Source organism: Pseudomonas sp. D3 (assembly GCF_029320995.1).
Lineage (GTDB): Bacteria > Pseudomonadota > Gammaproteobacteria > Pseudomonadales > Pseudomonadaceae > Aquipseudomonas > Aquipseudomonas paraveronii.
The window spans coordinates 5158643-5179571 of sequence record NZ_CP119772.1 but is presented as its reverse complement, the minus strand read 5'-3'; the positions used below and the strand labels follow the sequence as shown (position 1 = coordinate 5179571).

Sequence of the window (20929 nt, the reverse complement as noted above, 5' to 3'; positions counted from 1 at the left end):
TTGCCCCCGATAGCGGTGTTTCAGTCACCCGATACAGTGACTGACACCCTGCCATCGGGAGCAAGCCCCCTCCCACATGTTTGACCGCGTTAGACGCCGGTTTTTGGTAAGAGCCCATCCGCCCGGAACATCCCGCGAATCCCGCGCACCGCCTGGCGAATCCGGTCCTGGTTCTCGATCAGCGCAAAGCGCACGTGATCGTCGCCATATTCACCAAAGCCAACCCCCGGCGATACGCAAACCTTGGCTTCGAGCAGCAGCTTCTTGGCAAATTCCAGCGAACCCATAGCGGCATACGCCTCGGGAATCTTCGCCCAGACGTACATCGCCGCCTTGGGATTCTCCACCATCCAGCCCAGTTCATGCAGGCCCTTGACCAGCACATTGCGGCGCTGACGGTACTGCTCGGCGATGTCTTTCACGCACTGTTGGTCGCCTTCCAGTGCGGCAATCGCCGCCACTTGCAGCGGGGTGAAGGTGCCGTAGTCGTGGTAGCTCTTGATCCGCGCCAGGGCGTTGACCAGTTCCGCATTGCCCACCATGAAACCAATGCGCCAGCCGGCCATGTTGTAGCTTTTGGACAGGGTAAAGAACTCCACCGCAATGTCCTTGGCGCCCGGCACCTGCATGATCGACGGGGCTTTCCAGCCGTCGTAGACGATGTCGGCGTAGGCCAGGTCATGCACCACCAGCACGTCGTACTGCTTGGCCAGGGCGATCACCCGCTCGAAGAAATCCAGTTCCACGCACTGCGCGGTCGGGTTGGACGGGAACCCCAGGATCATCATCTTCGGCTTGGGGATCGAACCGCGAATCGCCCGTTCCAGCTCGGCGAAAAAGTCCACGCCCGGAATCAATGGCACCGAGCGCACCTGGGCGCCGGCAATCACGGCACCGTAGATATGAATCGGGTAGCTCGGGTTGGGCACCAGCACGGTGTCGCCCTGGTCCAGGGTGGCCAGCATCAAGTGCGCCAGGCCTTCCTTGGAGCCGATGGTGACGATGGCTTCCGACTCGGGGTCGATATCCACTTCATAACGGTCTTTGTACCAGCGCGAAATCGCCCGGCGCAGGCGCGGAATACCCTTGGAGGTGGAGTAACCGTGGGTGTCTTCACGCTGGGCGACGGTGACCATTTTCTCCACGATGTGCGGTGGAGTCGGGCCGTCAGGGTTACCCATGCTCAAGTCGATGATGTCTTCGCCGCGCCGACGCGCAGCCATCTTCAGCTCGGCAGTGATATTGAAAACGTAGGGGGGGAGTCGATCTATGCGCGCAAAGCGGCGCGGCGAACCTTGGTCGGCCATTGTTGCCTCGAGAGTACGTAAGCGCCCGGAACCGTCCGAGCGACGTCGGCCACTGCGGTGGCCTGCGGGCAGACAATACGGTCGATGATGGCCAGTTGTCCAGATACGTAGGAAAAATTTCTACATGGAGCGCAGCCTGGATATACCCCTATACTCGATATGGGTTTTTCCCTCATAAGAAGGAGACTGTTCAGATGGATCAGCAGACACAACAACCGTTAGAACCGCGCATGGAAGAGGGCAAGGCCCTGGTGATCGCTGGGGTGCAGGGGCGCTATTCAAAGGCCACCGTGGGGGATATTCCGCAGTTGTGGGACGTGTTCGATAGCTGCTTCAAAGAAATCAAAAAGCGTGTAGGCGGTTTTACCTACGGGGTTTGCCATAACCCGAAACACGATGAGTTCGACTACCTCGCCGGGGTTGAAGTGCCCGCCAAGGGCGATGTGCCGAGCAATTTCGAGTTCATCGAAATCCCGGCGCATCACTATGCGGTGTTCGCGCACTACGGCCCGGTACAGGCGTTACCGCAGACCTACGAGCGGATCATGTTCGAATGGTTGCCGCACTCCGGTTACGCAATCGCCGGCCCGGATTTTGAGCGGTACAGCGCGGATTTTGATGTAAGTAAGGGCATCGGTACTGTAGAGGTCTGGTTGCCGGTAGCGCCTGAGTAAGGGCTCCCACTGTAGGCGCGAGCAAGAACCTGGCGTCGCTCGCTCCTGCGAGGGCTGCAATCGCCAATGACGAAGGTTGTGTTCAACCGCCAAAACTCAGTTGGTAGCCCTGAGAGGATTGCCGTATGGCTTTCGCAACATCAGGTGCTAATCGGCAGTAATCGTCTTCACGTTTAAGCACGATCTCAAGCGTTTGCAGCAGTGCTTGAATACGTTCTTCAGGCTTTTCGACTTCGCAGGTTCTTGCAAACTCGAGGATGCCCAGACGTGAAGCGAAAAAGGACTTGTTGCCGACCATGTCCAATGCGAGCGTGTCGTCGGGAATGTACGCCGTGGTATTCACAATGTCGTAAGCCGGTGCTAGTCGTGTATCGGCGTTGACTGGGTCGCTGTAGAGCACGCCGAAATTCTTCAGATGCGCATCACCGTTGCCCACTATGCAACTGAGCGCCACGCTGTCGAATAATTGGTCGAGCGAGCTGCGTTGATGGGCAGGTGAACAGAAGACACGCACAGCCTTGGCCATAGCGCCGTAGCTCTTGGTGTATTTTTGCTCGGCAGACAGGCCCATCAGCGTGGTCATATCTTCGAAGCCCAGTGGGTTGAGCTGCTCGTCCCGGTCAAAGCGTCGCATGATGAAGAGTTTCTGGTTCTGCGACAGGTAAAACGGTGGTGTGGGTATGCCTGCATCCCTGGCGATGGACATGCACAGGTATTCATTGATAGCCAACCCCGGAAACTCGTCGCGCCCGCTCTTGATGATCAGGTCATTGGTTTTCGAGGTGATTCTCTGCTCGGGCGTTTGAGGTTTTTCGGGCACCAGCACTTTGGGTTGTACGCCAGAAATGCCTGCTCGCAAGATGTAGCGATCCACCAGGTCAGCGAACAGATCTTCCGTGCCGTCCCAGGCGAGAATCTCCTCGATGTTCTCGCCACTCGAAGGAGGGCTGTTACGTTGGATCAACTCGCTCACTTGATCCGAGCAGACGAACACCCGGCCAATGGGTGCGCTGCTGCCTGACAACGCAAGCAGCAACATTGGGTCGACTTTCACCGTCTTGGCGAGACGATTGCGCAATTGCTCAAGCACGTAACCTTCCGGCAGATTCATCTGGAAGATGGGGTGCAAGTCTCTACGACGATACTCATCTGCGCGAACGGGCATCGAGAGGCTTATTGCGCTTTGTGCGTTTGCTTTGTCGCTGTATCGGAACAGATAGTCGTCGGCGCTTACCCGCACGCTTCCACTCTCGCCTTGAGGGGTATGAACGCGCAGAGTGGGGCTATTCATTGAACAAGTCCTCCAGTTCCTCCAAGGTCGGCATGGTCACGGGAACCAATTTGATCTCGCTGCCCAACGCCGCAATCACACGGGCATAGGCATTCATGGAAACCGAGAGGCTGCCTTTTTCGATTTCAATAAGTTTTTGCCGGGTAATTCCCGCCAGCTTTGCCAGGTCCACCTGTTTATAGCCACGATTGAGGCGCATGGAGCGGATTTGTTTGGCGAGTCGTTGGGTGATAACTGAAATATCCATGTAGCGTATTCATTACTTTAGATTTGATAGGTCATGTATACGTTACATTTAAGGTGTGTCAAGGCCATCCCGACCAAACACCCAACTCAACCTGCGCTCATACCCAACCCGCGCTTTATACGCCTCCCCGCGATCCACCCAGCCAAGCCCGAGGTACAAGCCCATCGCCGCGACGTTGTGTGTGTCCACCGACAACTCCAGCGCCTTGATCTGCGGCCAGGCCTGTAGCGCAGCGTCGGGTAGCGCCTGCAAGCAGGCTTTGCCAAATCCCCGGCCCTGCTGGGTTCGGTCTACCTGTAACGCGTGCAGCGTGGCGCTGTGTGCATCGGCCCAATGGGGCAGGCACGGCGGGCGTTTGAGCAGAAGGAAGGCCACGGGAATATCGTCGGCCAGCAGCACGAAGCCCTTGATGCCGGGGCTTGGGTTGACCAGCAGGGTGTTGAGGGCGCAATACATGTCGCCGCAAAACGGCAACTGCTCAGGGTGAACTTCGATGGCGCCGACTTGCTGTGTCTGCACAGCATTCAGCGCCTCGTAGGCGACAAGGCGGGTTTGCATCGGGGTGTCCGAACGGCTGCAAAGAAGGGCGCAGTCTATCGGGTTTGCACCGCGCGAAATGAGTTTTCAGCGGGGTGTCGATCGGGCGACAGGGCTTGCCGGGTTTGCTGCTGACCTTGCAGGAAGGCTGCGTCGGCCAGGGGCGGCTGGCGGTGGAGGAAATGTGCGGCGAGGACGAAATATTTCTGCCGATATGGGAGGAGTCCTACGTGATGGCCTTACATCCGCAGCCTGACCCGCAATGCGGGAGGGGGCCTGCTCCCGATGGCGGCGTCCCCGTCAATGCTGCCGTGACTGACCGACCGCGATCGGGAGCAAGCCCCCTCCCACAGGTTGATCGTCATGGCCCGGACGGGCTCAGTCGAGCATCTTGCCCAACAACCAACTCCCCGCCGGCCCCGGCGGATGCTGCCGCGACCACAGCGCATCCACCGCCACCGAGCGCGGCCAACTGCGCGCCTTGAGTTCGACCAACTGGCCGCCGCCAAAACGCTCCACCAGCCAGCGTGGAATCGGCGCCCAGCCAAACCCCAACTGCGCCATCTCCATCAGCATCAGGTAACTGGGCGCCGACCACACCCGTCCGGATGCCCGGGTTTCATTGGGGTTGATGATGCTCGCCAGGCGCAGTTCCCGGTGCTGCTGCAAGGCCTGGACGCTGACGTTGTCCTGCTGCGCCAACGGGTGTTTGGGCGAGACGAACAGCGCGATTTCCGTGCGTTCTTCAACCGGTGAACAGGTCAGGTCCGGCGGATACGCCTCCTGCTTCTCGATAAATGCGATCTGCGCCCGGCCGCTTTGCACCAGGGCGATCAAGTCTTCGCATTCGGCGATCAAACACTCCAGTTCAAGGTCCGGGTAGCGCTGTTCAAAGGCACTGAGGGCGATCTCGAATCGGTCGGACTGGTACGTATCGGACATGGCGATACTCAGCTTCGGCTCCAACCCCTGGGATAGCTGGCTCGCCGCCAATTCCAACCGACTGCTGGCCTCTAGCACCTGCTCGGCGCGTTGCAGCAGCACATGGCCGGCGGCGGTCAGCGTCGGCTTGCGGCTGCTGCGGTCGAACAGCAGCACATTCAGGTCAATCTCCAGGCTCGCGACCGCCGCGCTGACGGTGGACTGGCTCTTGCCCAACTTGCGCGCCGCCGCCGAAAACGAGCCTTGGGTCGCGGCCTGAACAAAGGCCTGGAGCACTTCATGGGAGGCCATGACTATCGCCTTGATCGATGGTTATTAGTTATGAAGTATCGATACAAAGCGCAATGATGGCAACCACAGTCACTCACGGAGCCGGGTCATGAACCCTACCAAGTCGATTACTGAACGCGTGTGCCAGGCCATCGGTTTCGAGGCCCTGGCGTTGTTGATTTGCACGCCGTTGCTGGCGTGGATCATGGACAAGCCCGCCCTGGAAATGGGCATGGTCACCCTGGCGATCAGCCTGATGGCGCTGACCTGGAACGTGATTTTCAACGGCCTGTTCGACCGCCTCAAGGCACGCCTGCAACTGGTCAACAACGGCTGGACCCGTGGGCTGCACGCCTTGCTGTTTGAAGGCGGGCTGGTCCTGGTGTGCGTGCCGTTGATTGCCGCGTGGCTGAACGTCAGCCTGATGCAGGCGTTTATCCTCGATATCGGCGTGTTGCTGTTTTTCCTGCCGTACACCTACGTGTACCACTGGGGCTACGACGTGGTGCGCGAAAAGTTCCTACAGAAACATGCCGCCCGACGCCTCGATCCGCTGGCCGGTGATCCAGTGGCTGCCGTCCGCCAGCAGGCTGGCAATGGCCCCGCCGATATCATCCGGTAACCCGGCGCGGCCCAGGGCGGTGTTGTTGGCGACCATCGCGTTGAGGTTGGCGTTGTCGCGCACGGCGCCGCCGCCGAAGTCGGTTTCGATGGCGCCAGGCGCGAGGATATTGACGCTGATACCGCGCGCGCCGAGTTCTTTGGCCTGGTAGCGGGTCAGCACTTCCATGGCGCCTTTCATCGCTGCATACGCGGCATAGCCGGGCAGGCTGAAACGGGCTAGGCCGCTGGAGATATTGAGGATGCGGCCACCGTCACGGATCAGCGGCAGCAGTTTTTGGGTCAGGAAAAACGGGCCTTTGAATTGAATCGCCACCAGTTGGTCGAACTGGGCTTCGCTGGTTTCGGCAAAGCTGGCGTGGATGCCGATACCGGCGTTGTTGATCAGAAAGTCGAAGTCATCCCGTGCGAAAACACGCTTGAGCACGTCGCCCACGTCTTCGACGAACGCGCCGAAGGTCGCGCTCTGGCTCACATCCAGTTTCAGCATGGCGGCGCGGCCGCCCCATTGTTCGATCTGCGCGACCACCGCCTGGGCCTCATCCGCCTGGCTGTGGTAAGTGCCGATGATATCGACGCCTTGTGCCGCCAGGCGCAGCGCGGTGCTTCTACCCAAGCCGCGGCTGGCGCCGGTGATCAGTGCGATTTTACGGGTCATGGTGCAGTCCTCTGATGTGATCGAGGGAATGAGTGTATTTGTCCGCCTATAACGTGATAAACAGCGGTAAAGCGAAATCACTGGCCGGATAAGGCGAACAATCCCATGAACAAACTGGAGTTGCTGCGCACCTTCGTGCGCGTCACCGAACTGTCGAGTTTTACCCGCGCCGGCGAGAGCCTGGGGCTACCGCGTTCCACCGTGTCCGAGCATGTGCAGGCGCTGGAAGAACTGCTCGGCGCGCGCTTGCTGCAGCGCACCACGCGCAAGGTGCAGGCGACCCAGGACGGCCGCGTACTGTATGAACGCAGCAAGGACTTGCTCGCGCACATGGAGGAACTGGAAGGCTTGTTTCGCCAGGACGAAACACAACTGACCGGGCGCATTCGCGTGGACCTGCCGACCATGATGGCGCGGGATTTGATCCTGCCGCGCCTGCCGCACTTCATGGACGCGCACCCGTTGATCGAGCTGGAAATCAGCACCACCGACCGTCAGGTCGACCTGCTGGCCGAGGGGTTCGATTGCGTGCTGCGCGTCGGTGCGCAGCCGGACCAGTCGGTGGTCGCGCGGTTGTTGTGCAGCATGCCGATGATCAACTGCGTGAGCGCCGGCTACCTGCAGCGCTATGGCGTGCCGCAGACCCTGGCAGACCTGGCCGATCACCATTTGGTGCATTACGTGCGCCCGCTGGGCTCGCGCTCGGCGGGGTTCGAATACCTGCAGGGCAACAAGGTGCAGCGCCTGCCCATGGTCGGGCGAGTCACGGTCAACAGCACTGATGCCTACAAGTCCGCCTGCCTGGGCGGCTTCGGGATCATCCAGGTGCCGGCGCTGGGCATTGGCGATCAGTTGGCCAGTGGCGAACTGGTGGCGGTCCTTCCGGATTACCCGGCGCCGCCGTTGGACGTGTCCCTGCTCTACGCCGGGCAGCGCCATTTACCGCTGCGGGTGCGGGTGTTCATGGACTGGTTGGCCGCGACGCTGCAAGCCCAGCTCTAACGCCGCGCCGACAACTGCTGCGGGGCCAGGAAGGCGTCGTGGAAGTAGTCCCGGAACGCCTGCATCGCGGGGGTAAATACGCGCTCGCGGTGCCAGGCCAGGCCGACGCTCATGGGCGCCACCGGGTCGGTCACGGTCAGGGTCTCGATGCGCTTGCCTTCCAGGGACCAGGGCCGATGGACCAGGTCCGACAGGATCGCCACGCCGCTGCCATTGGCGACCATGCTGCGCACGGCTTCCACCGAACTGGTGCGCAGCCGCACTTTGGGCGTTTGCCCGGCCTGTTCCCAATAGCGCATGGCACTGTGTTCGGCCTCGTCGACGGTCAGCAGGATGTAGGGCTCGCGGGCCACATCCGCCAGGCTGACGGCGCCGCGTTCACACAACGGGTGATGGCTGGGCAGCCACAGGCGGCGTTCGGAGTTGAAGAGGATTTCCGAGACGATGTCCGGGTGGGTGAGGTTGGCGGTGAGCACCACGGCCATGTCGAACTGGCCGTCGAGCAGGCCGTGTTCGATAGCCTGGCGCTCCTGCTCGAACACCTCGATGGTCACGTCCGGGTGCCAGTGTTCCATGCGCTGCAGGTGGTGCGGCAGGAAGTAACCGAGCACCGTGTAGCTGGCGGCGACCCGCAGCACGCCGCTGGCGCGGTAGTCGGGCAGCGGGCTGTTCAGCGCGTCGTCGACACTGCGCACGATCACATAGGCGCGGTTGAGAAAGTGCCGCCCGGCGTCGGTCAGGTTCATGCCCTGCGCGGTGCGCACGAACAACTGCACGCCGAGCATCGCTTCCAGCTCTTTGATCGCCGTGGTCACGGCCGACTGGGAGATGTTCAGGTGAATCGCCGCCTGGGAAATCTGGCCGATCTCGGCGGTGGCGACGAAGTAGCGGATTTGGCGCAAGGTCAGTGACATGGCGATATCTGTTTTTCAGAAGATAGGTCATCTGATAATAGATCTTCCCAAGGGGTCAAGCCGCAGCCTACTTTTCAGCATCACCTTTGGCGGAGCGCCTTTTCATGCGGGCAGTGGATTTCAATTCAGACATGGGCGAAGGCTTCGGCCCCTGGACCATCGGCGATGGCGTCGATTCGGAGCTGATGGCTTATATCAGCTCGGCCAATATCGCCACCGGCTTCCACGCCGGCGACCCCGGCACCATGCGCCGCACCGTTGCACGCGCCAAGCAACTGGGGGTCGCCATCGGCGCCCATCCGGGCTTTCGCGACCTGGTGGGCTTCGGTCGCCGCCATATCAACGCACCGGCCCAGGAACTGGTGGACGACATGCTCTACCAGCTCGGCGCCCTGCGCGAAATCGCCCGGGCCCAGGGCGTGCCCCTGCAACATATCAAACCCCACGGCGCGCTCTACATGCACCTGGCCCGCGATGAAGACGCCGCGCGGCTGTTGGTGCAGAACCTGCAAGTCATCGAGCCGACGCTGTTGCTGTACTGCATGCCGAATTCGGTGATCTGGCGCATTGCCAAGGAGCTGGGGCAGCCGGTGGTGCGCGAGTTTTACGCCGACCGCGAGTACGATCTGACCGGCTCCATCGTGTTCACCCGCACGGTGCGCGTGCTGAACCCTGCCACCGTCGCGGCGCGGGTCCTTCGGGCTTGTCAGACGGGTCTTGTACGCACCGTAGAAGGCGAAGACCTGTTTATCGAATTCGACTCCATCTGCCTGCACAGCGACACCCCCGGCGCCCTGGAATTGGTCGAAGCGACCCGTGAAGCCCTGGACCAAGCGGGCATTGTGGTCAGAACACCCAAATAAGATCGAACCCTTACTTTTTTGTCTGCCTTTCTATAACGACTCCAAGAGGAACAGACATGGCTGAAACGTCCCCCATCCGCTACAGCTTCGGCGCCGATGAACACCTGTTTGCCGAGGTCAGCGACAGCATGTCCCTGCAGGCCTTTTTCAAAGGCATGGCCGTGACCCGCGCCGTGGAACGCCTGGCATTGGACGGTGTGCTGGATGTGTGTCTGGCCAACGCATCGTTCCAGATTCGCTTCGACCCGGACCGCATTGCGCCCCATGTGCTGCTCGACGCGGTGCAAAGCGCCGAAGCCCAGGCCGTGGCCGAACGCACCTTGCACACGCGCATTATCGAAATCCCGGTGCTCTACAACGACCCCTGGACCCACGAAACCTTGATGCGCTTTCGCGACCGCCATCAAGACCCCAGCGGCACCGACCTAGAATACGCAGCGCGCATCAACGGTCTGGCCGATGTCGACGCTTTCATCGCGGCCCACAGTGGCGCACCGTGGTTTGTGTCGATGGTCGGCTTTGTCGCGGGCTTGCCGTTCATGTTCCAGATGGTCGAGCGCGAACGGCAGTTGCAGGTGCCCAAGTACCTGCGCCCGCGCACCGACACGCCGAAACTGACCCTCGGCCATGGCGGCTGCTTTGGTTGTATCTACTCGGTGCGCGGCGCCGGTGGCTACCAGATGTTCGGCGTCACCCCGGCACCGATCTACGACCCGGCGCAGCAGTTGGCCTACCTCAAGGACCACATGGTGTTCTTCCGGCCGGGCGACATTGTGCAGTTCAAGCCAATCGACCGTGAGGCCTACGACCTGGCCGTCGCCGAGGTCGACGCAGGACGTTTCGACCTGCGCATCCGCCCGCTGGAATTTTCCCTGGATGCGTTTCTCGCCGACCCCGTCGGCTACCCGAAAACCCTGCAGGAGGCGCTGGCATGATCAAGGTGCTCAAACCCGGCCTCGCCACCTCTGTGCAGGATCTTGGCCGCGAAGGCTACTACCACTTGGGCATTCCGCCATCGGGCGCGTTGGATCAGTACGCGCTCAACGCGGCCAACCATTTGGTGGGCAATCCACCGGGCGCGGCCGGCCTGGAATGCACGCTGATCGGCCCCGAGCTGGAATTTCAACAGGACGCCTTGGTCGCACTCAGCGGCGCCTTGATGTCGCCGCGCCTGGACGGTGAAGTGGTCCACCAGGACACCGCGTTCCACGTGCGCGCCGGGCAGGTGTTGCGCTTCGAATTTCCCAAGGCCGGTGCGCGCGCTTATCTGGCGGTCGCCGGCGGCATCGACGTGCCGTGGGTGCTCGGCAGTCGCTCGACCTACACCCTCGGCGCACTCGGCGGTTTTCACGGGCGGCGCTTGCAGGCGGGGGATGAGTTGCCTATCGGCGAGCCCACTGGGCAGGGGCGGGCGGGCAACAGTTTGCCGATGGCCTTGCGCCGCTCCGTCGGCGGCGATGTGACCTTGCGCGTGGTGCCCGGCCTGTATTACGAACGCCTGACGGAGGCGGCCAAAAGCAGTTTTTTTGCCGAGCCGTGGACGGTGGGTTCCGAGGCGGACCGTATCGGCTATCGCTTCAAGGGCGGCAGTGCATTGAGCTTTCAGCCACGGGAGCAGCCGTTTGGTGCGGGGTCCGATCCGTCGAACATCGTCGACAGTTGCTACCCGATCGGCTCGATCCAGGTGCCGGCCGGGCTGGAACCGATCGTGCTGCATCGGGACGCGGTGTCGGGTGGCGGGTACGCGATGATCGGCACGGTGATCAGTGCAGACCTGGACTTGATCGGGCAGATGCAGCCGAACCAGCGGGCGGGGTTTGTCGCGGTCAGCCTGGAGCAAGCGTTGGAGGCGCGGCGGGTGTACAAGAAGCGATTGAAGGCAATGGCCGGACTCTTCAATACCTGAAACACCCCAAAGCGAAATGTGGGAGGGGGCTTGCTCCCGATTGCAGTGGGTCAGCTACCAATAAGCTGACTGACCCGTCGCTATCGGGAGCAAGCCCCCTCCCACATTTGATCCTGCGGTGTGTCAGAAGAGTTTGGTGAATAACCAGTACAAGCTACCCGACAGCAGAATCGCCGCCGGCAACGTCAACACCCAAGCCATCAGCAAATTGCGGATGGTCTTCATCTGCAAACCACCACCGTTCGCCACCATGGTCCCCGCCACGCCGGACGACAACACATGGGTGGTCGACACCGGCAAGCCAAACATATCCGCAGCGCCGATGGTCAGCATCGCCACCGTCTCGGCCGAGGCGCCTTGGGCATATGTCAGGTGTGTCTTGCCGATCTTCTCGCCCACGGTCACCACGATGCGCTTCCAGCCGACCATGGTCCCGAGCCCCAGCGCGATGGCCACGGCGATCTTCACCCACAGCGGAATAAAGCGCGTGGAGTTGTCGATCTGCTGCTTGAACAACTGCAGCTTGCCTTGGGTGTCGGCGTCGAAGTTGCCGACCTTGGCCTTGTCCATCAAGCGGATGGTTTCGCTGGTCAGGTACATGTCGTTACGCACGTTGCCTACGGCCTCGGCGGGGACTTTGGCCAAAGAGCCGTAGCCTTTGACTTCGTCACCGATCTGGCCGGCGAGGGCGGCGAGGGCCGGGATCAGCTCGGGCGTGGCGTCCTTGGTCCGCACGTAGGTCGAGAGGATGGGGCGCGGGTCGCCCGGCAGCGCTTGCGGCGCGCTTTTCATCAGCGCGACCTGGGTCACTTCGGCCACTGCGGCAAACTGCAGCGATTGTTCGGCGGGCATGGCGCGGTTCAGCGCATACGCCATCGGCAGGGTGCCGACCAGGATCAGCATGATCAGCCCCATGCCTTTTTGCCCGTCGTTGGAGCCGTGGGCGAACGACACACCTGTGCAGGTGAGGATCAGCATGCCGCGAATCCACCATGGTGGCGGGGTGTTGCCTTTCGGCGCCTTGTACAGCGCACGGTTTTTCACGAAAGCGCGCAAGGCCAGCACCAGCAGCGCGGCAAACGCGAAGCCGATTAGCGGCGAGAGCAGCAGGGCATAACCGATCTTGATCGCTTGGCTCCAGTCCACGCCGCTGGTGCCATCACGCCCGTGCATCAGGGCATTGGCCACGCCGACGCCGATGATCGAACCGATCAGGGTGTGGGAGGACGAGGCCGGCAGGCCGAGCCACCAGGTGCCGAGGTTCCACAGGATCGCCGCGATCAGCAGGGCGAAGATCATCGCGAAACCGGCCGAGGAACCCACCTGCAAAATCAGCTCGACCGGCAGCAGGGCAATGATGCCGAACGCCACTGCGCCGCTGGAGAGCAGCACACCGAGGAAGTTGAAAAAACCTGACCACACCACCGCGAATTGCGGCGGCAGCGAGTTGGTGTAGATCACCGTCGCCACGGCGTTAGCGGTGTCGTGGAAGCCGTTGACGAACTCGAAGCCCAGGGCGATCAGCAGCGCCACGCCCAGTAGCAGGAACGGCGTCCAGGTGGTGACCACCGTGCCCAGTTCGTGCATGTCGTGCATCAGGCTGTAGGCGGTGAACAACAGGCCCATAGCGAGCACGGCGAAGAAAATGATCACCGTTACCAGGCCGGGTTTTTTGTCCAGCCTGGGTTGGGTATCGACGGATGACGTATGCGTTGAAGCAGTCAGGGACGGGGTGGCCATGCCGGAGCATCCAGTATCGGGGAGGATGTCGCCCATGATCATTGCAGAATGTTACAGCGATGCTGCGATAGGTCATTATTTCGTGAAATGGATGTGCCGCCGATCTGAAAAATGGCCATAAGCTGATGTCAGATTGCAATCAATTGCGCACGCCAGCTCCCACGGTTGATCCCGTTTCAGGTCGAGAGGGCTCAGTAGTCTTTGCGCTTTCTGAAGGCCCAGCGCCCGGCAATCAAGGTGAAGGTCGCGACCAGTGCCACCAGAATCCAGAAGCCTTCCGGATCTTGGGAAAGCGGCACCCCGCCCACGTTCATGCCGAAAAAACCGGCGATGATATTGATCGGCAATGCCAGCACCGTCACCACCGTCAGCGTAAACAGCGTGCGGTTGCTTTGTTCGTTGAGGTTGGCGGCGATTTCTTCTTGCAACAACTTGATGCGTTCGCCCAGGGCCGTCAGGTCGTTGATGATCAGCGCAAATTCCTCGGTGGATTTGCGTAATTCCTTGACGTCTTCCTTTTGCAACCACTGCGGCGGGCGGTTGAGCAGGCGCAGCAGCGAGCCCGGCTCCAGCGCCAGCAGGCGTTGCAGGCGTACCAGCACCCGGCGCATGGCGCCCAACTCAGAGCGGTTGGTGGACAAGCGCGAGGAGAGTAATTGATCTTCGATATGGTCGACGCTGATGCTGGTCTTGCGCACGATCTGCGTCAGTACCTCGCCCTGGTCGCGCAGCAGGTGCACCAGCAACTCCAGCGGCGAGCGGAAGCGTTCACCGGCCTTTACCGATGAGCGCAACTTATCCACCGAATGCAGCGGTTGCAGGCGCGCGCTGATCAGCAAGCGACTGCGGGCGCAGACCCACAACGTGGAAATATCCGACGAGACCATGCTGCTGAAGTTGAACACCACGTCGTTGACCACCGCCAGCAAGGCCGAGTCGACGTGTTCGATACGGGTGGAGCGCGAGCCCTCATGCAGGGCTTCAAAAAACTCTTCAGGCAAGGCCAGGTGCGCCTGCATCCAGCGCTCGCATCCGGCGTGGGCCAGGTTCAGGTGCAGCCATAGAAACTCCTCCGGGTCTTGCGGTTGCTGCAAGGCCTGGAGGGCGGTGGCTGAGTCAATTTGCTCAGCCTTCTCGCCAGGGCGAAAACGGAAACCGTAAAGCAAGCCAAACAGATCGGAATCCTGGTGGCTGTGGTCAATGCTGTGGTTCATGGAGTCTCACAGAGAAAGGACCTGTAGGACGTTTCACAGGTTCGCGTGGGCGAATCATTGCAAGGAAGTTTGACAGTTTTGTGACGGTTTTCGACGTGTTTCGCTTTGGTGACACGTTATTGACCGCTTGTCGAAATGGGCTCAAGAAGCGCCTAGCACGGCCGATTCAGGACACAAGAACCGCTGTAGGTGGTGGCGCCTTCGACGACAGGGAGGTCATGACGTATTCGTACCTTTTCCTTGTTTTGAGGCTTTTTTCGATGACTTTTTTGCGAACATCCCTGCGCGCACAGATCCTGTCGCTGCTCGGTGGCAGCCTGCTGGCGATGTTGTTAATCGCCCTGGCCTGTTTCAACTTCCTCTCCAACGGGGTGCAGAGTTACCGCAGTTTGCTCGAAGGGCCGTTGCTCACTTCACAGTTGATCGATGAGGCCAACCTGCAATTCAAGGTGCAGGTGCAGGAATGGAAAAACGTGTTGTTGCGCGGCAAACAGCCTCAGGACCTGGAGAAATACTGGGGCCAGTTCCAGGACCGGCAACGCGATGTGCAAGGCATTCTCGCACGGCTGGTCACCCAGACTGCCGGTGACCCGGCGCTGAACCAGCGTATCCAGAACCTGCGTCAAGAACACCAGCAGCTTGGCGTTTCCTACCAGAAGGGCCGCGATGCCTACGTGGCCGCCGGCGCCGACCCGAGCGTCGGTGACACCGCGGTCAAGGGCGTGGACCGCCCCGCCAGTGAGCAGATGAGCGCCCTGGTCAGCGACCTGCGCGCCCAAAGCACCGAACAATCCCAGACCATCAGCGCCCATGTCGAGCGCACGGTGATGGTGGGCCTGACGATTATGTTGCTGTCCGGCGTGTTGATTGGCTTGTTCAGCCTGTGGTTGATCAACCGCAACCTGATCCTGCCGATCCGTGGTTTGATCGATTATGTGAGCCAACTGAGCCACGGCCGTTTTGCCGAGCGTGTCGCCAGTCGTCGCCAGGACGAACTGGGGCAGTTGGCGGAGGCGGCGAACACCTTGCGCGACTTTTTGGCCGAAACCTTCAGCCGCCTGCAGCGCAGTGCCACCGACCTGGTCGGCGCCAGCAGTGAGTTGAATTCGATAGCCGGGCAGATGGCGACCGGTACCCATGATCAATTCAGCCGTACCGACCAGGTGGCCACGGCCATGACCGAAATGTCGGCCACCGCCCAGGAAGTGGCGCGCCACGCCGCCAGTGCCTCACGTGCGGCAGATGATGCGGATCACTCGGCCCGCGAGGGCGGTGAAGTGATGAAAGTCACTATCGCCACCATCGGCCAGATGCGCACTGAAATCCTCAACACCGGCACCATCATCCGCCGTCTGGAAACTGACAGTGTGCGCATCGGCAAAGTGCTGGAAGTGATTCGCGGGATCGCCGAGCAGACCAACCTGCTGGCGCTTAACGCCGCGATCGAGGCGGCACGGGCGGGCGAGGCGGGGCGTGGGTTCGCGGTGGTGGCCGATGAAGTGCGCAGCCTGGCGCAACGCACGGCGGCGTCGATCATCGAGATCAACCAGATTATCCAGGCCGTGCAAACCGGCGCGGTCGATGCGGCCGAGGCGATTGTCACGGGCCAGTCGTGCAGCGATGACAGCGTGGAAAAAGTCACCCAGGCCGGCGCGATGCTCGCTCACATCACCCAGGCCATTGAAGCGATTCGCGACATGAACCGTCAGATCGCCACGGCGGCCGAGGAGCAGACGTCGGTGGCCGAGGATATTTCGCGCAATATCACCCAGATCACCACCGTGGCCACCGCCAACCTCGACAACGTGAAGCGCACCGAAGCGGCGAGCCAGAATCTGCGCGGCTTGTCCGGCGAGTTGAACGAGGTGACGGCGCGACTGGGCGCTTGATCAGGCGGCCATAAAAAAACGCGCCACCCGAAGGTGGCGCGTTTTTTTTCAGGTTTTTACTCAGGTGTCTTGCTTGTCTTCCAGCACGGTGCCGGTCTTGGCGTCGAGTTTCACTTCAAAGCGCTTGCCGGCGGTGTCGGTCAGTTCAACTTCGTAGACCAGTACGCCGCTGTTGTTGTGGTCCAGCTCGGTGTCGGTAATCTTGGCGCCTGCGTGTTTGGCCACGGCGGCGGCGTTGAGTTTCTCGAAAGGCATTACGGCACCGGATTTGAGCAGACCTTCGATATGATCCGGGCGGACATCGGCCTGGGCCAGGCCGGCGGTCAAGGTCAGGGCGGTCACGGCGAACAGGGCGGTCAAGGTTTTCATGGTGTGTATCCTTTTTCGGTGAGCTGTTTAAGTGGCGCCAGATTAACCGGCGCAACTTAATTCATCCTTAATGGCACACTGACTTATTCAGTATTTATGGTCGTTCAGCAGATCCTGCACGCTGGACGACGGCCAGCGCTTGTAGAACTTCAGCAGTTCAGCGGCGCGGTTGGTGAAGATGCCGTCGACGCCTGCCTTCATCACTTTCTCGAAGTCCACGGGTTCATCCACGGTGTAGACGTGTACCAGCAGGCCCTTGTCGTGGGTCAGCGTGTTCATTTCAGGCTTGACCAGGTCGGTGTAGCTCTGGTCGCCGTGGGCGGTCAGCTCCGCCGACGGGCCGGTGCCGATGGCGCCGAGGCTCTTGGCTTCGTCGACCCATTTTTCGAACTCGGCGGCGTCTTTCGGTTCTTGCTTGGCGTAGTAAGCCGCCTTGGTCGGTTCGCCGGATTCGGCGAAGGTTTGCTTGGATTTCGGCTCGATGCTGCCTTCACCTACCCACAGCAGCAGGATTTTCGGGGTGTTCGGCATCTCTTTCTGCAGCTCTTTCAGGCTGGCCGTTTCGAAGGTTTGCAGCACCACGCGGCCCTTGCCCTGGCCGACACCGGTGTTGCTCTTGCCCAGCTTGGAGCCGGCGGAGCTCAACCAGCCTTTATCCAGCAGCTTGTTTTTCAGGTCGGCTTCGATGCCCGGGAATTGCTTGGGCTCTTTGGTTTCGATGTACAAACCCGGTTTGTGCTGCGGGTTGCCTTCGGCGATCTTGATGATGTCGTCCAGGCTGAGGATTTTCAGGCCGACGAAGCCGGGGCGAGCGCGGTCCGGGTAGGCGGCGTTGAACCAACTGCCGGCGTCGAGGGTTTGCAGTTCTTTCCAGGTGAACTCGTTGGCCGGGGCGTCTTTGCGCTCGGGGAACTTGCTGCCCACGTCGGTGGTGCGTTGCAGGTTGTTGTCGTGCAGGGCGAACAGTACGCCGTCCTTGCTGCGCTGCAGGTCCAACTCCAGGTAGTCGGCGCCCAGGTCGCGTGCGACCTTGTAGGCGGCGGCGGTGGACTCGGGGGCGTCGTAGGACGCGCCACGGTGGGCGATCACGGCAGGGTAGGGGATGCCTTCGTTAGTTGCCAATTCAGCCGGGCTGATCGGGTCGGCAGCCTGCGCCTGGCCAAGGCCGAGCATCAGGGCGAGCAGCAAGGCGCTCCCTATAGTGGCGGGCACCGGGCCGTTGGTAAACGTGACAGGCATATGCGGAGTCCTTTCGTGTCGGTAGCTTTGAGAAGGCTTCCTTTTTAACAACTGATGATCAAAGGCGCTATCACCAAACCGACATTAACGTGCGCACGCGCCAATTTTCTGGGTTTTTTTGCGCGGCTTTGCAGTACTCTTGCCGCAAACCGCCCCGTAAGAGGGCAGTACTTTCCGCCACGCGTGTAAACCATCTTTCCAGTCCCCGTAGGACTTTTCAGTGAGGTTTACCATGCGCATCACCTCCGAGCTTATCTGCCAGGCCGCCGACCAGCTTCACGGTTTTGTCGGCCTCAACCGCAAGACTGGCCAGTACATCGTGCGTTTCAGCGAAGACTCCTTCGGCATGGACGTGGCCGATGACGGCATCATTCCCACTGCCGAATTTGTCTGGCTACCGGCCCCCGAGCACGCCATGACGTTGTCCCGTGAGCGCCTGCAATTGCTGCTCGATCAGAACATCGACGACCGCATCAACATCACCGAGCCGCTGCGTGTGTACATGCGGCGGGTGGAGATCCCGCAGATCAGTGCGTTGCGCAGCCTCGTCAGCTAGCCCGACAGCCTGTGTGTCCTCGATGAGGATCACACGTGCGAGCGCTTGCGGCCGCCTCTCAATGCTGGAATGCGTAGTCGCGCTCGACCTTGCACACGCGTGTGTGAAACGCCGAGTACCAGGTGGAACGCCCTTGCTCGCGTACCGCCCGATGCTCGGCCTGCTGTTTCCAGGCGAGGATGTCGGCCTCGTTGCGCCAGTACGATACGGTGATTCCCACGCCATCCTCCCGCGCCGATTCAACCCCGAGACAGCCCGGCTGCTCACGCGCCAGTTCCAGCATGCGCGTGGCAGCCTCGCCGTAACCGTGGTCATCGGCGGTGCGCAGTGAGCTGAAAATCACCGCGTAGTAAGGCGGGGCGGGGGTGTGGGCAATCATACCGAGGTCTCCTGGCAGGCCTTGAGCAGGGCAATCGCCAGTGGCGGCGTGACGCCCTGGCGCGCGGCGCGTTCGGGCTGGAACAGGGTGGCGACGAAGAACGGATGGTCCAGCAGCTCCACGGCGCGCAGGTCGCCGGCCGAGTCGTGGCCGCTGGGGATCAGAGCGCCTTCCAGCAGTGCGCTGGCGAAGTCGGGGTTGATGCCGTAGCGGCAGCGATAGCCTTCATGAATATCGAGTGTGCCGTAGGCGTCGGCGATACGGGTGTAGGCGACCAGGCGCACGGTGTCGCTGGCCTCCACCAGAGCGCAACTCAGTGGCGCGATCACTGCACGTTGGGCATTCGGGACCAACTCGCCGTGTTCGGCATCGGCCCAGCCCAACACATTGCGGGCATATTCCAGCACCGCGTGTTGAAAGCCGCCGCAGGTACCGAGGAAAGGGCGCCGCTGTTCGCGGGCAAAACGGATCGCGTGCAGTGCGCCGTCGGTGTCGCGGTACGGGCTGGCGGGCACGCACCAAAAACCATCGAAACCTTGTAGTTCGGAGGTGGCGCTGAGGGTGTCGGTCTCCAGCCATTGAAGGTGAACCGTCAGGCCCAAGGCGGCGGCGGCCTGTTGCAGCGCCACGGGAATGGCTTGGTGCGCAATCACATCGGGGTTGTAATCGCCGATCAGGGCGAGGTGCAGCGTGGTGGCTTTCATTTGAGGCTTCCCCTGGCTTGTCGTGTCCTGGTGCGCACTATAGATTGGCGCTCACGCAATCAATATTGGCGTTTACCCACATGTTCAATGCAGTCGCGCACTATCAGATTGATTACCCCGACTTGTCGCTGATCCTTGCCCTGGTGCGCGGTGGCAGCCTGGCGCGGGCGGCGGCGTTGTTGCGGGTGGATGTGTCGACGGTGTTCCGCGCCGTGCGGCGGCTGGAGGCTGCGCTGGGCCAGACGTTGTTTGAAAAAAGCCGCGCCGGCTACCTGCCTACCAGCCTGGCCAGCCACTTGGCGCAGCAGGCCGAACGCGCCGAACAAGCCCTGGAGGCCGCGCGCATCGGCGTGGAACAGGGCGGTGAAGTGATCAGCGGCACCGTGCGCCTGACCTGCACCGACTCGGTGCTGCAAGGCTTGTTGCTGCCGGCGCTGGCGCAGTTCATGCCGGATTACCCGGCGCTGACCCTGGAACTGAGCACCTCCAATGATTTCGCCAACCTCAGCCGCCGCGATGCCGACATCGCCCTGCGCCTGACCCGCACACCACCGGAGCATCTGGTAGGGCGTTGCCTCGGCACCGTGCGGTATCAGGTGTGCGCCAGCACAGATTTTGCGCGTCAGCACGCAGGACGCGAGCTGGCGGAGCTGGCCTGGATCGCGCCGGATGACTTCCTGCCCGATCACCCCACCGTCGCCTGGCGCCGTGCGCAGTTGCCGGGCGTGCGTCCCAGCTATCGCTGCAACAGCATGTTGTCGGTCACCGAACTGGTGCGGGCGGGGCTGGGCGTGGCAGCGCTGCCGGATTTTCTGTTGGATGAACGCCTGCAACCGCTGGGCCCCGCTTTGGCGGGGCATGACACGGCGCTATGGCTGCTGACGCGCCCCGATTGCCGGGCATTGCGCTCGGTGGTCACGCTGTTTGATCAATTGGGGCGGCATGTGCGATTGAGCCCCTGACACCCCGCCGGCTGAATGTCTGGTGGATTTACGGTTTTCGCACAAACTGCTCATGCATCTCACACGTCAGGGTCTCGATACGCTCGGTCAGTTGCTTGGTCATTTCCGTCAGCCGGGTGTTCTGCTCCAGCAGTTCCAACAGCTGTTTGCTGGTGTTCTGCGTCTCGGCCTGGCGCTCGGCATTGGCGACGGCCAGCGCTTCACGGTGCTGCGCGTCGGCCTCGGACTGGGCTTTGTCGCGAGCGGCCTGGCGTGTCTGGGCCAGCAGGATCAGCGGCGCCGCGTAGGCCGCTTGCAGGCTGAAGGCCAGGTTGAGCAGGATGAACGGGTAGACGTCGAAGTGCGTGATGCCGGTGACGTTGAGCACAATCCACACGGCCACGATCAAGGTTTGTGCGCCGAGGAAAGTCGGTGTGCCGAAGAAGCGTGCGAAGGCCTCGGCCTTGAGGGCGAAGGTGTCGTTGCCAAAGGTCGGCGCCAGGTGGGCGTGGCGTCGATGGAAGCGCAGATAATCGACGGGGACGTCTTTGGGTTTGTCGGGTGTGGGGGTCATGGAGAACTCGGGTCATCAATGTTTAAGACAGGTGTCCACTATAGCCTTGGCGATCTGTCTTACGCATGAATAACCTGGGGACGACATGGTTG

At 61.4% G+C, this 20929-nt stretch carries 23 protein-coding genes and 1 pseudogene; 10 read left to right on the top strand and 14 right to left on the bottom strand.

Going from position 1 to position 20929, the window contains the following annotated elements:
* Nucleotides 1-89: 89 nt before the first annotated feature.
* Nucleotides 90-1307: an alanine transaminase gene (gene alaC, locus P3S72_RS23905; protein ID WP_247398499.1), complete on the bottom strand. Its 1218-nt coding sequence runs from the start codon at nucleotides 1305-1307 to the stop codon at nucleotides 90-92.
* Between the two features lie 194 nt (nucleotides 1308-1501).
* Between alaC and P3S72_RS23900 the strand changes: the two genes are divergently transcribed.
* Entirely contained in the window at nucleotides 1502-1981 is a 480-nt protein-coding gene (locus P3S72_RS23900; RefSeq protein WP_276194541.1) for a GyrI-like domain-containing protein, read from the top strand.
* A gap of 82 nt (nucleotides 1982-2063) precedes the next feature.
* On the opposite strand, the gene P3S72_RS23895 is transcribed toward P3S72_RS23900, so the two are convergent.
* From P3S72_RS23895 to P3S72_RS23885, 3 genes are read right to left on the bottom strand one after another with little or no spacing between them, the layout of a single operon-like run.
* On the bottom strand, nucleotides 2064-3272 hold the full coding sequence (locus P3S72_RS23895; RefSeq protein ID WP_276194539.1) for a type II toxin-antitoxin system HipA family toxin: 1209 nt from the start codon (nucleotides 3270-3272) through the stop codon (nucleotides 2064-2066).
* Nucleotides 3265-3519: a helix-turn-helix domain-containing protein gene (locus P3S72_RS23890; RefSeq protein WP_276194537.1), complete on the bottom strand. Its 255-nt coding sequence runs from the start codon at nucleotides 3517-3519 to the stop codon at nucleotides 3265-3267. The genes P3S72_RS23895 and P3S72_RS23890 overlap by 8 nt, the downstream gene beginning before the upstream one ends.
* A 48-nt stretch (nucleotides 3520-3567) precedes the next feature.
* Nucleotides 3568-4077, bottom strand: a complete 510-nt coding sequence (locus P3S72_RS23885) for a GNAT family N-acetyltransferase (protein WP_276194535.1) — start codon at nucleotides 4075-4077, stop codon at nucleotides 3568-3570.
* A gap of 89 nt (nucleotides 4078-4166) precedes the next feature.
* Between P3S72_RS23885 and P3S72_RS23880 the strand changes: the two are divergent.
* Nucleotides 4167-4298: pseudogene (locus P3S72_RS23880) on the top strand (LysR family transcriptional regulator); the annotation flags it as partial.
* A gap of 136 nt (nucleotides 4299-4434) precedes the next feature.
* Here the strand turns inward: P3S72_RS23880 and P3S72_RS23875 are convergent.
* Nucleotides 4435-5289: a LysR family transcriptional regulator gene (locus P3S72_RS23875; RefSeq protein WP_276194533.1), complete on the bottom strand. Its 855-nt coding sequence runs from the start codon at nucleotides 5287-5289 to the stop codon at nucleotides 4435-4437.
* A gap of 88 nt (nucleotides 5290-5377) precedes the next feature.
* Here P3S72_RS23875 and P3S72_RS23870 point away from each other — a divergent pair, with 88 nt between their 5' ends.
* Complete coding sequence (locus P3S72_RS23870) at nucleotides 5378-5890, top strand: multidrug/biocide efflux PACE transporter (protein ID WP_276194531.1); 513 nt, start codon at nucleotides 5378-5380, stop codon at nucleotides 5888-5890.
* On the opposite strand, the gene P3S72_RS23865 is transcribed toward P3S72_RS23870, so the two are convergent.
* A complete protein-coding gene (locus tag P3S72_RS23865) occupies nucleotides 5789-6547 on the bottom strand; it encodes an SDR family oxidoreductase (protein WP_276194530.1) in 759 nt (252 codons plus the stop codon). The genes P3S72_RS23870 and P3S72_RS23865 overlap by 102 nt on opposite strands.
* Nucleotides 6548-6652: 105 nt before the next feature.
* Between P3S72_RS23865 and P3S72_RS23860 the strand changes: the two genes are divergently transcribed.
* A complete protein-coding gene (locus tag P3S72_RS23860; protein ID WP_276194529.1) occupies nucleotides 6653-7549 on the top strand; it encodes a LysR family transcriptional regulator in 897 nt (298 codons plus the stop codon).
* On the opposite strand, the gene P3S72_RS23855 is transcribed toward P3S72_RS23860, so the two are convergent.
* On the bottom strand, nucleotides 7546-8463 hold the full coding sequence (locus P3S72_RS23855) for a LysR family transcriptional regulator (protein WP_276194528.1): 918 nt from the start codon (nucleotides 8461-8463) through the stop codon (nucleotides 7546-7548). The two genes, P3S72_RS23860 and P3S72_RS23855, sit on opposite strands and share 4 nt — an antisense overlap.
* 104 nt (nucleotides 8464-8567) lie before the next feature.
* On the opposite strand from P3S72_RS23855, the gene P3S72_RS23850 reads away from it, so the two are divergent.
* Genes P3S72_RS23850 through P3S72_RS23840 form a run of 3 tightly spaced genes read left to right on the top strand, consistent with a single transcriptional unit; the run spans nucleotide 8568 to nucleotide 11232 of the window.
* Nucleotides 8568-9326, top strand: a complete 759-nt coding sequence (locus P3S72_RS23850; RefSeq protein ID WP_276194527.1) for a 5-oxoprolinase subunit PxpA — start codon at nucleotides 8568-8570, stop codon at nucleotides 9324-9326.
* Between the two features lie 56 nt (nucleotides 9327-9382).
* The gene (locus P3S72_RS23845; RefSeq protein ID WP_276194526.1) at nucleotides 9383-10261 is read left to right on the top strand and encodes an allophanate hydrolase subunit 1; all 879 of its coding nucleotides are present in this window, start codon (nucleotides 9383-9385) and stop codon (nucleotides 10259-10261) included.
* On the top strand, nucleotides 10258-11232 hold the full coding sequence (locus tag P3S72_RS23840; protein WP_276194525.1) for a biotin-dependent carboxyltransferase family protein: 975 nt from the start codon (nucleotides 10258-10260) through the stop codon (nucleotides 11230-11232). The genes P3S72_RS23845 and P3S72_RS23840 overlap by 4 nt, the downstream gene beginning before the upstream one ends.
* Before the next feature lie 123 nt (nucleotides 11233-11355).
* Here P3S72_RS23840 and P3S72_RS23835 read toward each other — a convergent pair whose 3' ends face one another.
* Nucleotides 11356-12972 (bottom strand): inorganic phosphate transporter, encoded by a 1617-nt coding sequence (locus P3S72_RS23835; RefSeq protein WP_276194524.1) that lies wholly within the window; start codon nucleotides 12970-12972, stop codon nucleotides 11356-11358.
* 191 nt (nucleotides 12973-13163) lie between these two features.
* Nucleotides 13164-14186: a transporter gene (locus P3S72_RS23830; RefSeq protein WP_276194523.1), complete on the bottom strand. Its 1023-nt coding sequence runs from the start codon at nucleotides 14184-14186 to the stop codon at nucleotides 13164-13166.
* A gap of 260 nt (nucleotides 14187-14446) precedes the next feature.
* On the opposite strand from P3S72_RS23830, the gene P3S72_RS23825 reads away from it, so the two are divergent.
* Nucleotides 14447-16075 (top strand): methyl-accepting chemotaxis protein, encoded by a 1629-nt coding sequence (locus P3S72_RS23825; protein ID WP_276194522.1) that lies wholly within the window; start codon nucleotides 14447-14449, stop codon nucleotides 16073-16075.
* Nucleotides 16076-16135: 60 nt separating this feature from the next.
* On the opposite strand, the gene P3S72_RS23820 is transcribed toward P3S72_RS23825, so the two are convergent.
* Together P3S72_RS23820 and P3S72_RS23815 are read right to left on the bottom strand one after the other, a co-directional pair.
* Nucleotides 16136-16444: a PepSY domain-containing protein gene (locus P3S72_RS23820; RefSeq protein WP_276194521.1), complete on the bottom strand. Its 309-nt coding sequence runs from the start codon at nucleotides 16442-16444 to the stop codon at nucleotides 16136-16138.
* Nucleotides 16445-16531: 87 nt separating this feature from the next.
* On the bottom strand, nucleotides 16532-17683 hold the full coding sequence (locus P3S72_RS23815; RefSeq protein WP_276194520.1) for a glycerophosphodiester phosphodiesterase family protein: 1152 nt from the start codon (nucleotides 17681-17683) through the stop codon (nucleotides 16532-16534).
* Nucleotides 17684-17915: 232 nt separating this feature from the next.
* Here P3S72_RS23815 and P3S72_RS23810 point away from each other — a divergent pair, with 232 nt between their 5' ends.
* The gene (locus P3S72_RS23810; protein ID WP_247407529.1) at nucleotides 17916-18239 is read left to right on the top strand and encodes a DUF2025 family protein; all 324 of its coding nucleotides are present in this window, start codon (nucleotides 17916-17918) and stop codon (nucleotides 18237-18239) included.
* Between the two features lie 58 nt (nucleotides 18240-18297).
* Here P3S72_RS23810 and P3S72_RS23805 read toward each other — a convergent pair whose 3' ends face one another.
* Nucleotides 18298-18618, bottom strand: a complete 321-nt coding sequence (locus tag P3S72_RS23805; protein WP_276194519.1) for an antibiotic biosynthesis monooxygenase — start codon at nucleotides 18616-18618, stop codon at nucleotides 18298-18300.
* Nucleotides 18615-19322, bottom strand: coding sequence for a CTP synthase (locus P3S72_RS23800; RefSeq protein ID WP_276194518.1), 708 nt, complete (start codon nucleotides 19320-19322; stop codon nucleotides 18615-18617). The genes P3S72_RS23805 and P3S72_RS23800 overlap by 4 nt, the downstream gene beginning before the upstream one ends.
* Nucleotides 19323-19402: 80 nt before the next feature.
* Here P3S72_RS23800 and P3S72_RS23795 point away from each other — a divergent pair, with 80 nt between their 5' ends.
* Nucleotides 19403-20284, top strand: coding sequence for a LysR family transcriptional regulator (locus P3S72_RS23795; RefSeq protein ID WP_276194517.1), 882 nt, complete (start codon nucleotides 19403-19405; stop codon nucleotides 20282-20284).
* Between the two features lie 28 nt (nucleotides 20285-20312).
* Here P3S72_RS23795 and P3S72_RS23790 read toward each other — a convergent pair whose 3' ends face one another.
* Entirely contained in the window at nucleotides 20313-20837 is a 525-nt protein-coding gene (locus P3S72_RS23790) for a DUF1003 domain-containing protein (RefSeq protein WP_247400561.1), read from the bottom strand.
* Nucleotides 20838-20929: the final 92 nt, after the last annotated feature.

Bases quoted from the DNA above. Each gene is read 5' to 3' on its own strand.
- alaC (WP_247398499.1), bottom strand. From the start codon at position 1,307: ATGGCCGACCAAGGTTCGCCGCGCCGCTTTGCGCGCATAGATCGACTC.
- P3S72_RS23900 (WP_276194541.1), top strand. From the start codon at position 1,502: ATGGATCAGCAGACACAACAACCGTTAGAACCGCGCATGGAAGAGGGC.
- P3S72_RS23895 (WP_276194539.1), bottom strand. From the start codon at position 3,272: ATGAATAGCCCCACTCTGCGCGTTCATACCCCTCAAGGCGAGAGTGGA.
- P3S72_RS23890 (WP_276194537.1), bottom strand. From the start codon at position 3,519: ATGGATATTTCAGTTATCACCCAACGACTCGCCAAACAAATCCGCTCC.
- P3S72_RS23885 (WP_276194535.1), bottom strand. From the start codon at position 4,077: ATGCAAACCCGCCTTGTCGCCTACGAGGCGCTGAATGCTGTGCAGACA.
- P3S72_RS23875 (WP_276194533.1), bottom strand. From the start codon at position 5,289: ATGGCCTCCCATGAAGTGCTCCAGGCCTTTGTTCAGGCCGCGACCCAA.
- P3S72_RS23870 (WP_276194531.1), top strand. From the start codon at position 5,378: ATGAACCCTACCAAGTCGATTACTGAACGCGTGTGCCAGGCCATCGGT.
- P3S72_RS23865 (WP_276194530.1), bottom strand. From the start codon at position 6,547: ATGACCCGTAAAATCGCACTGATCACCGGCGCCAGCCGCGGCTTGGGT.
- P3S72_RS23860 (WP_276194529.1), top strand. From the start codon at position 6,653: ATGAACAAACTGGAGTTGCTGCGCACCTTCGTGCGCGTCACCGAACTG.
- P3S72_RS23855 (WP_276194528.1), bottom strand. From the start codon at position 8,463: ATGTCACTGACCTTGCGCCAAATCCGCTACTTCGTCGCCACCGCCGAG.
- P3S72_RS23850 (WP_276194527.1), top strand. From the start codon at position 8,568: ATGCGGGCAGTGGATTTCAATTCAGACATGGGCGAAGGCTTCGGCCCC.
- P3S72_RS23845 (WP_276194526.1), top strand. From the start codon at position 9,383: ATGGCTGAAACGTCCCCCATCCGCTACAGCTTCGGCGCCGATGAACAC.
- P3S72_RS23840 (WP_276194525.1), top strand. From the start codon at position 10,258: ATGATCAAGGTGCTCAAACCCGGCCTCGCCACCTCTGTGCAGGATCTT.
- P3S72_RS23835 (WP_276194524.1), bottom strand. From the start codon at position 12,972: ATGGCCACCCCGTCCCTGACTGCTTCAACGCATACGTCATCCGTCGAT.
- P3S72_RS23830 (WP_276194523.1), bottom strand. From the start codon at position 14,186: ATGAACCACAGCATTGACCACAGCCACCAGGATTCCGATCTGTTTGGC.
- P3S72_RS23825 (WP_276194522.1), top strand. From the start codon at position 14,447: ATGACTTTTTTGCGAACATCCCTGCGCGCACAGATCCTGTCGCTGCTC.
- P3S72_RS23820 (WP_276194521.1), bottom strand. From the start codon at position 16,444: ATGAAAACCTTGACCGCCCTGTTCGCCGTGACCGCCCTGACCTTGACC.
- P3S72_RS23815 (WP_276194520.1), bottom strand. From the start codon at position 17,683: ATGCCTGTCACGTTTACCAACGGCCCGGTGCCCGCCACTATAGGGAGC.
- P3S72_RS23810 (WP_247407529.1), top strand. From the start codon at position 17,916: ATGCGCATCACCTCCGAGCTTATCTGCCAGGCCGCCGACCAGCTTCAC.
- P3S72_RS23805 (WP_276194519.1), bottom strand. From the start codon at position 18,618: ATGATTGCCCACACCCCCGCCCCGCCTTACTACGCGGTGATTTTCAGC.
- P3S72_RS23800 (WP_276194518.1), bottom strand. From the start codon at position 19,322: ATGAAAGCCACCACGCTGCACCTCGCCCTGATCGGCGATTACAACCCC.
- P3S72_RS23795 (WP_276194517.1), top strand. From the start codon at position 19,403: ATGTTCAATGCAGTCGCGCACTATCAGATTGATTACCCCGACTTGTCG.
- P3S72_RS23790 (WP_247400561.1), bottom strand. From the start codon at position 20,837: ATGACCCCCACACCCGACAAACCCAAAGACGTCCCCGTCGATTATCTG.